The organism is Salinivibrio sp. PR919 (assembly GCF_001995355.1).
In the GTDB taxonomy this organism is placed as follows: Bacteria; Pseudomonadota; Gammaproteobacteria; order Enterobacterales; family Vibrionaceae; genus Salinivibrio; species Salinivibrio proteolyticus.
Genome location: NZ_MUFL01000116.1, coordinates 1 through 7490 on the forward strand (window position 1 = coordinate 1; position 7490 = coordinate 7490).

At 44.5% G+C, this 7490-nt stretch carries 11 protein-coding genes and 1 pseudogene; 1 reads left to right on the plus strand and 11 read right to left on the minus strand.

Annotation, left to right across the window (positions count from 1 at the left end):
• Nucleotides 1-21: 21 nt before the first annotated feature.
• From BZG83_RS15275 to BZG83_RS15310, 8 genes are all read right to left on the minus strand, one after another.
• Nucleotides 22-762 carry an SDR family NAD(P)-dependent oxidoreductase gene (locus BZG83_RS15275; RefSeq protein WP_077481817.1) on the minus strand — a complete coding sequence of 247 codons (741 nt, stop codon included), beginning with the start codon at nucleotides 760-762 and terminating at the stop codon, nucleotides 22-24.
• A 31-nt stretch (nucleotides 763-793) separates the two neighbouring features.
• Complete coding sequence (locus BZG83_RS15280; protein WP_077481819.1) at nucleotides 794-1189, minus strand: GFA family protein; 396 nt, start codon at nucleotides 1187-1189, stop codon at nucleotides 794-796.
• Nucleotides 1186-1683, minus strand: a complete 498-nt coding sequence (locus BZG83_RS15285; RefSeq protein WP_077481821.1) for an ASCH domain-containing protein — start codon at nucleotides 1681-1683, stop codon at nucleotides 1186-1188. The genes BZG83_RS15280 and BZG83_RS15285 overlap by 4 nt, the downstream gene beginning before the upstream one ends.
• Before the next feature lie 21 nt (nucleotides 1684-1704).
• Complete coding sequence (locus tag BZG83_RS15290; protein WP_077481823.1) at nucleotides 1705-2253, minus strand: GNAT family N-acetyltransferase; 549 nt, start codon at nucleotides 2251-2253, stop codon at nucleotides 1705-1707.
• Nucleotides 2254-2309: 56 nt separating this feature from the next.
• Entirely contained in the window at nucleotides 2310-2648 is a 339-nt protein-coding gene (locus BZG83_RS15295; RefSeq protein WP_077481825.1) for a hypothetical protein, read from the minus strand.
• A gap of 153 nt (nucleotides 2649-2801) precedes the next feature.
• Nucleotides 2802-3488 carry a GNAT family N-acetyltransferase gene (locus tag BZG83_RS15300; protein ID WP_158011504.1) on the minus strand — a complete coding sequence of 229 codons (687 nt, stop codon included), beginning with the start codon at nucleotides 3486-3488 and terminating at the stop codon, nucleotides 2802-2804.
• 51 nt (nucleotides 3489-3539) lie between these two features.
• Nucleotides 3540-3887 (minus strand): hypothetical protein, encoded by a 348-nt coding sequence (locus BZG83_RS15305; RefSeq protein WP_077481829.1) that lies wholly within the window; start codon nucleotides 3885-3887, stop codon nucleotides 3540-3542.
• Between the two features lie 440 nt (nucleotides 3888-4327).
• The gene (locus tag BZG83_RS15310) at nucleotides 4328-4804 is read right to left on the minus strand and encodes a GNAT family N-acetyltransferase (RefSeq protein ID WP_077481831.1); all 477 of its coding nucleotides are present in this window, start codon (nucleotides 4802-4804) and stop codon (nucleotides 4328-4330) included.
• Between the two features lie 30 nt (nucleotides 4805-4834).
• Here BZG83_RS15310 and BZG83_RS15315 point away from each other — a divergent pair.
• Nucleotides 4835-5062: pseudogene (locus BZG83_RS15315) on the plus strand (IS110 family transposase); the annotation flags it as partial.
• Between the two features lie 336 nt (nucleotides 5063-5398).
• On the opposite strand, the gene BZG83_RS15320 reads toward BZG83_RS15315, so the two are convergent.
• The 3 genes from BZG83_RS15320 to BZG83_RS15330 all read right to left on the minus strand — a co-directional run bounded on the left by BZG83_RS15320 (nucleotide 5399) and on the right by BZG83_RS15330 (nucleotide 7371).
• Nucleotides 5399-6043 carry a peptidase E gene (locus BZG83_RS15320; protein ID WP_077481833.1) on the minus strand — a complete coding sequence of 215 codons (645 nt, stop codon included), beginning with the start codon at nucleotides 6041-6043 and terminating at the stop codon, nucleotides 5399-5401.
• Nucleotides 6044-6190: 147 nt separating this feature from the next.
• The gene (locus BZG83_RS15325) at nucleotides 6191-6964 is read right to left on the minus strand and encodes a phosphotransferase (RefSeq protein ID WP_077481835.1); all 774 of its coding nucleotides are present in this window, start codon (nucleotides 6962-6964) and stop codon (nucleotides 6191-6193) included.
• Nucleotides 6965-7071: 107 nt separating this feature from the next.
• Nucleotides 7072-7371, minus strand: a complete 300-nt coding sequence (locus tag BZG83_RS15330; RefSeq protein WP_108743635.1) for a transposase — start codon at nucleotides 7369-7371, stop codon at nucleotides 7072-7074.
• Nucleotides 7372-7490: the final 119 nt, after the last annotated feature.

Here is a 7490-nt window from a genome sequence, read left to right on the forward strand (position 1 = left end):
TCTTAATCCTATGTAAATGGCCTACACCAAAGAGAGGCCACCATCAACAACGAGCGTATGGCCGACGATATAACTGGCTTTATCCGAGAGCAAGAACTCAATGGCATCAACAACCTCCTCCACGCGTGCAAAGCGCTTGGCGGGCACTTGCTCTTCAACATCGAGCTTTATTGTCGGTTGACGAGTTTGTCGCTCGTCCCACCTTGGTGTCCACGTCACGCCCGGCGCCACAGCGTTAATACGGATATTATTTCTGATTGCTTCTAGCGCGACGGATTGTGTTAGCCCTTCTAGGGCATGCTTTGCCGCACTGTACATCGCTGCATTTGGCGTTGGTCGCAAGCCATTGATTGAGCTGACATTGACAATGGCTCCACCTGTCTCCATTAACTTAATTTGATACTGCAAGCATTGAGCGTGTCCCCAGAAGTCATTATTTAGCGTTTCTTTCAACGCAAACATATCAACTTGATGATAAAAGCCACTCGATCCTAACGCCGGTGAGGCATTATTGATTGCAATATCTAACTGGCCATATTGCTCGCGAATATAGCGGAAAAGCTGCTCTAGCGAAGCCTGATCGGCTAAATTAGCTTGTTGATAATCAACGGTTTTAAGTGCAGGGTATTCAGTAACAACGGCCTGCCACACGTCTACGTTGCGCGAGCACGTGATCACTTGATAACCTGCCTCAACTAGCCGCAGAACACAGCCTAAACCGATTCCTTTCGACCCACCCGATACAAATGCCAATTTCGTCATAGCCACCCCTCAAAACGACATCCGCGACATCCTAGCGATCCGCTGGATGATGAACTCCATCCATCACGGGAATATTCTCCAACTCGAACGGATTGACGCCATCTAAGCAGGCAATATTGAACCCAAACTCACTCGGATTGGAGCGACGTTGGTGATGGGTGTAAATGCCACAGCGTGAGCAGAAGTAGTGCTTAGCAGTGTGAGTATTAAAGGAATACACACTGAGTTGCTCACTGCCAGCAACGACACGCAATTGTGCAAGCTTGACTGAGCCAACAATGGCGCCTCGGCGTCGACACATTGAGCAATCGCAGCGTCTGGGGTTTTCAATCCCATTGGGTAACGCGAGGGCTAACACAACCGTCCCGCAGTGACAGCGGGCCAAGTGTTCGGGTTGGATGAGCGTTTGACCGACTTGTTTTATCATGCGCTTACCTGCTCAGTTTCATGGTGATCAAGCGGATAGACTTTCTCAAAGCGCTCTAACACCAAAGGGGATTGAGTTGTAAACGGTACGCCGAGTGCCTGCCCCTCTTGCTCAAAAAACGCAAGATGTGCCTGTCGCCACCACGCATAACTCTTGTCGCCTTCACCTTCCGCTGCGGCGAACTCAGCAGTCACTTGATCAAACGGGCACTCGCTCACTTCAGTCACTTTAATAATACAAACCGGCTGCTGCGCCCAGTTAAGCACCACGGTCAAACGCCCGACTTGCGGGTAAGGTTCGTTTTCTATCTCGTAGCATGCTTTTAGGCTGCACGATGCGCGCTTTATGCCTTGATCAATCAAACGGGCGCATTCGTTGGCATTGTATTCATCCGCGCAAAAGTACTCGGCAATCGTTTCAGGCACCGCCTGACATTCTGCTTCACTTAAGGTGGCAAGGTAGGCGTTTAAAAATGCCTGTTGTTCTGTATTCATGAGTATCCTTGATCTCTCTACCTAATTCGCAATTTTCCACGTTGCGCGATCTAAACCATAAATGGCATGGTCGACAATGCGTCCGTTTAAATTTTCAGCACGACGTATTACGCCTTCGAGTGTGAACCCTAAACGCTCACAGACCTTTCGGCTGGGCGTGTTTTCCGTTGCCGCCGATATCTGTACTTTTTCCATACCAAACTGGGTAAACGCCAGCTCAATGAGCTTAGCCACGGCTTGACTCACAATCCCTTTCYCTTGGTGCAAAGAGCTCAGCCAATAGCCTATTTCCACCTTTTTAAGCGACTGATTGATAGTGTTATAACTCACACTGCCTACCAATTGACCCTGATAAATCATGCCACATACCAATGATTTACCTTCTGCATAATCGTGAAGGGATTTTTTTATAAAGCTCAAAAAGAACGCTTCATCATGGGCATGCGGTGGCCACACTAACCATTGGCTTAAATACTCCTGATCGCGGGTAACGATATCCAGATAAATCGGCGCAAAGCGTGTATTGATAAGTTCCAATTTTAGGTCACGATTAACATCCAATGTAAACATACTTTCCTCATTATTAATGCGACAAAATTGTCGACGTTTATTATTTTCAGTGCGGTTTATTCAATCATCCAATTCGCGGCGCCAGCTCCCGCCTCCTGAAAGCGAAGTTTTATCGTATAGCTGTCACCACAGCCTTCGACAATCCATAGCTCTCGCCACATTCTTGTGCCTACCTCGCCTGACGGCATTTCGCGCACATAAGGCACAAATTCATTCGGCTGCTCACAGCCTTGTGACGCCACCGTAACCAGCACTCCTGCCATGGCATCTTGGATCAATTTTTGGTTGGCTAGCGATCCTGCTTGGATCGCTCCTTCTGGCAGCGACTGCGCCATCGACGAAAAAGAGACCGCCAAAGCCCCAAATACGAGTAAAGCCCGTAGCCAATTAATCATACTCAAAAACGCCCTTAAAAAATGAGTCATCAACAATCTCAATGGAGGGTTCTAAAGACAACATTTAATCTCCATGAATATCAGCCACAAACCCCTCTCCCACTCATCATATTGCGATAACCCCACCAATGCGTATTGGGTCGTTGCCGCTACTCATAGTTTTGCCAGTATTTGAATATGACTGTGAGCAACAAAGCCTAACGACTCGCAAAGGCGTCGGGAGGCAATATTTTCCCGATTGGCACGATATCTGGCGACACGTCCCCTCTTTTCAACCTCTTTGACCCACCTTGAAATCAGTGCCTTGCCGACACCACGCTGACGATAGCTTGGTGTCACCAAGATAGACAGCGATTCAAAGGGCTCGACACCACAATACGACGCAATGATTCCAACAGGCTGCCCTTCCAGATAAGCCATATAGAAATAGTCTGAGTCCAGACTAAAAGCCGCTTTAAATAATTCTTCCTCATCAAACCTTGTGATAAATTGTTCGATGCGTTCTCGATGGGCTTCAAGCGTGAGCTGATCAATCTCTACCTTTGATTTAGCGTCACAAATATGACCTGATAGATAATAATCAATATCATCAATATAGACCTCAAACGCTTGAGGATTTACACCGTTGATATAGTCATGCAGCGATCGCAGCTTAGATTTTTCTAGATCTGTTCGAACGTCTTCATTGCAGCTTACCAGTGTCAGGTTATCAGACGCATACAGAAACGCTAAATCCTCTTCACCACCTCGTTTATAATAGTCGCAGCCAGTGAAAATATAATTGCTCTCAATATGATTCACGCCCAAACGCGCAAGCCAAGATTTATCAATGTTATCCATCGCCTTATTCTCCATACTTAGTCAAAAGTGCCAGCTACGCGACACGCATTATTAGTCGTGCTCTCCGCGATTGTATGCCGTTAAAATAGCACGAAGCCTAGTCAACTTAACTTCTGTAAGTAGTACTGAAAAAAAAGAAGCTATAGCCATTGAAATAAATGCACAACTAATTAAAAATTTACCACTACCYTCATATATACCCGAAAGACCCAAAAATAAAGAAAAACAAGCGAAAACCGTTATAATAGAATCGTTCGTTTTTACTTTGCATTCATCGTCAGATATATCTCTTACTATCGAAACTGGGTTTGAGAGACCGTCAAGTCTAACTGAAACTTTTCCATTTTTTACTCTGACCTTTAAACCATTACTTTTTAATAAATCGGCTAAATCTTCCATAATGAGTATTTTCCATTTATATAATGACATAAATAAAAACGAGGGTCTTATCTTGATTATTTACATTCAGTTCAATACAATTTCTAATATAAGAGATTACTATATCGAGTTAATTTTTTATAGTGTTCCTACACTCCTACGTGTGTATAGCGAGAGGACATCCGTGGACGGTTACTCATTGCTCCTGAGATAACTCGTTCCCACGCTCCTGCGTGGGAACGGGAAGTAATGTTTAATGGCCCTGTCACAGGATTGGCAGGCAGCGGTGAGACCGCAGTAACAGACCTTCTATATGTGTTTGCCGTAAGCAATGACTTAATGGCGGAAATGACAGAGCGAAGTAGACGACTTTGTTGTTCGAGAGCATTAGCTGCTGGCGTAGCCCAAAAAATGCTATTGCCTATTGACCGGAGAAGGGCTCATATGTGTTATGCGACGCCTCACACCAAGCGCTGAAACTGACCGTTTTTAGCTTTGAAACCTAGCTTATTAAACAAAGCTTGAGACCGAAAGTTACCCTCATCAATATCTGCATACAACCTTTCAATACCCAAAGATTGAGCATGTGAAAATAATAAACTAAGAGCTTCCGACATATACCCTTGTCGCCAGTACGATGAATTTAGTAAGCATCCGACTTCACAGGAATCACCATTATCACTAAAGCTATGTAAGCCGCAGGTTCCAATAACCTTGTTTGTCGCTTGATCCATAATCGCCCATTCCAACGATTCACCTGATTTCTCTAGTCGGACGACACTTTCTAGCATCTGAACTATCAGATCTTTCGATGTAAAAACTGGATCTGAGGCAAATTCCATTGTTTGAATATCACCATAAATTTCAAATAGATCGTTGCAATCCTTAGGTTGAATAGATCTCAATATGATTCTACTTCCGTGTAAATCCGGCTTCATTTTTCTCCTTAATCGTATAACGCTCAATTAATTCACGGCGGCAAAACCAAGAACGACCGCATTGATTCCTATAACATTGCTTCTCTTCTCAGGGGCGGTAACTTTCCGCTGGCTTATATCTATCCAAAAGCGATGAGGGCCACTCGCGATTTACTTCGCCGCCGAACCAAAATCATGCGTCACGGTGCTAATTTGAAAGCCCATGTCTCCAACACGTTTAGTCGGTACAATCATCCTGCACCTAATCTCCAACTACGCTATCCTAGGCCAGAGAGCTGGTTCGCAACCGCTTCAACGGACAACAACGTTGCTTACCCCCAAACTGAGCCTGAAGATAACAGGAAAACAAACGTTTAGCTTTCTTTTTGAATAGCGCCTGCGTGGGAACGGAAGTAATGTCTAATGGCCCTGTCACATGATTGGCAGGCAGCGGTGAGACCGCAGTAAGAGACCTTCTATATGTGTTTGCCGTAAGCAATGACTTAATGGCGGAAATGACAGAACGAAGTAGACGATTTAGTTGTTCGAAAGCATTGGCTACTGACGCTGCCAAAAAATGCTATTGCCTATTGACCGGAGAAGAGCTCATATGTGTTAGAGTGCATTTTCGAACGTTACTTTTGCATCAAATTTACTAGTAACCGTCTGATATAATTTACCATTAACAAAGTGCAGGGCGGCATAATCGCTAATACCATAGCACGGTACACTACTGTTATTTTGAGAAAAATCAGAAAATAAGTCAGCCTTTTCATCACTGCCATTAAAATGAGCTGAGGCTAGACCACGCACGAAACCCAAGCCGTCAATAACTGTATATTCTTCGGGATTGCTGTCGRTGATGCCTAAGTCAAACCAACATATAGCCCCTGCACTCATACCGCACAATACCACACCATTTTCGTAGCATTCTTTGAGTATTGTATCTATGCCCCACTCTCGCCAGATAGCTAACATTGAACGGGTATTACCGCCCCCAACATATATAACGTCTTGCTCTTGCAGCTTTGTGCGCCAATTGGAGTCTGGTTTGAACAATGGAAAATGGGTCAAATTACAACTAAGACCTGAATCGTAAAAACGTTGAATAGCTTCTTCTGCGTCACCAGTTGCTGTAGAAAGATAGCAAACTTTTGGTTCACGCTTGCCCGTAAGATCAAGTGCATAACGGTCTAATTTGCTCTGTTTTTCTCCCATCATCCAACCACCACCGCCTAAAACAACGATGTGTTTATCCATAAACTATACTCCTATGTTGAACTCGGCACTCTAACGCCCGCTTAAGGGGCAGCCAACGCCACGACCAACTTTCCGCATAACACCGTACCAACAATGACCAACGCATAGTAAACATGCCGCGCGTTGGCTGTCCCTCTTGAAGCGTTGTTAGTTGCACAGCGCGCGCTGAATTTTGTGCTTGTTAGTTTCGATGTAATCTATGTCATTAAGGTAAGATTGTAGATGCCCTTCCTCAATGTTTGTCGCAAATTGCTCGTCGCCACTATCTGCTTCTTTTCGCATAAAGTTCACAAGGGCATTTAATCGCCGAACCATTGCATCCGCAAGCTGCTCTCTTTGACTATATGTAGCATCGTAGCTATCGCAGAATAACCTTGCCCTTAAAAGTTGTTCTTCCATTGTGCCAAGGCCATCAATGCTGTCCGTTTTAAAAGGTGCCCAACAATATATTGAATAAGCTAAGTCCCACACTCTTGAAGCGGGATGTGCTGTGTCAAAATCAAACACACCAACTACTGAATTTCCTGAAAGTGCTACATTGTACGGCGTGAAATCACCATGACATATAACTTCGAATGGCTCTCGTGGGTCGAGCATCCACGGTAAATTTACGATGTCGTTATTACTGACAAACGATGCTGTTGAGTCATGAATTTTTCTAAGCAATTTAGCTGCTGATCTCAAAGCTTCTGACGTTGCAATAGCACCAACTAATGGATAATTATAAGTATCACCAACAACGAAACTTAATTTTTCTTGTTTCCCTTCAATGCCAAGAAATCTAGGCGACTCTGTTAAGCCTGAGCTTTGTAAATGCGTTAACAGCTTATGAATTGTTGGGCTCCATAATTGTAATGGTCGATAAATAATTTCACCATCACGATAAATTGCAGACTCTCGCCCACCTGATAATTCTTTCATATTTCTCCTTTAGCAACTAACGAATGACATGGATTCCCCCTCTTGAAGATCTGCCACACTTAGGTGCAGCCATTGGATAATGGGGGTAACCATGTCTGCTCGATTCTTTATTGGCGTTGATCTCGCCAAGCACCACTTTTCTCTTCAAGCTCCGTGATCCGTCTCTTGAGTGCCGATAACTCATCCTTCACCTTGTCTGGCTTCACTTTACTTTTTTGGGACTTGACCATACCAAACTCTCCATCTCGATATGCTTTACGCCATTTCGATAGCATGAATGGATGGATATCAAGCGCCTCTGCAACCGACTTCACTGTTCGATGCGTTTCATAGCTCCATTCAACCGCTTTCAGTTTGAAGTCTAGTGAATATTGCGCTGTCTTTTTACCCGTTTTATAGGCTGGCATACTGACCTCCTCAGGTCGTCGATGCGTGTCCAGTAAAACGGATCAAGTCCACTGTCCCTCTTGAAGCGTTTGTTAGCAGTTTTAGAATGAAACTCGATTCCATATTGGTAACATTAATC

Excerpts from the sequence above, each read along its gene's own strand:
- BZG83_RS15295 (WP_077481825.1), bottom strand. The coding sequence starts at position 2,648 with ATGATTAATTGGCTACGGGCTTTACTCGTATTTGGGGCTTTGGCGGTC.
- BZG83_RS15280 (WP_077481819.1), bottom strand. The coding sequence starts at position 1,189 with ATGATAAAACAAGTCGGTCAAACGCTCATCCAACCCGAACACTTGGCC.
- BZG83_RS15310 (WP_077481831.1), bottom strand. The coding sequence starts at position 4,804 with ATGAAGCCGGATTTACACGGAAGTAGAATCATATTGAGATCTATTCAA.
- BZG83_RS15285 (WP_077481821.1), bottom strand. The coding sequence starts at position 1,683 with ATGAATACAGAACAACAGGCATTTTTAAACGCCTACCTTGCCACCTTA.
- BZG83_RS15325 (WP_077481835.1), bottom strand. The coding sequence starts at position 6,964 with ATGAAAGAATTATCAGGTGGGCGAGAGTCTGCAATTTATCGTGATGGT.
- BZG83_RS15275 (WP_077481817.1), bottom strand. The coding sequence starts at position 762 with ATGACGAAATTGGCATTTGTATCGGGTGGGTCGAAAGGAATCGGTTTA.
- BZG83_RS15330 (WP_108743635.1), bottom strand. The coding sequence starts at position 7,371 with ATGCCAGCCTATAAAACGGGTAAAAAGACAGCGCAATATTCACTAGAC.
- BZG83_RS15300 (WP_158011504.1), bottom strand. The coding sequence starts at position 3,488 with ATGGATAACATTGATAAATCTTGGCTTGCGCGTTTGGGCGTGAATCAT.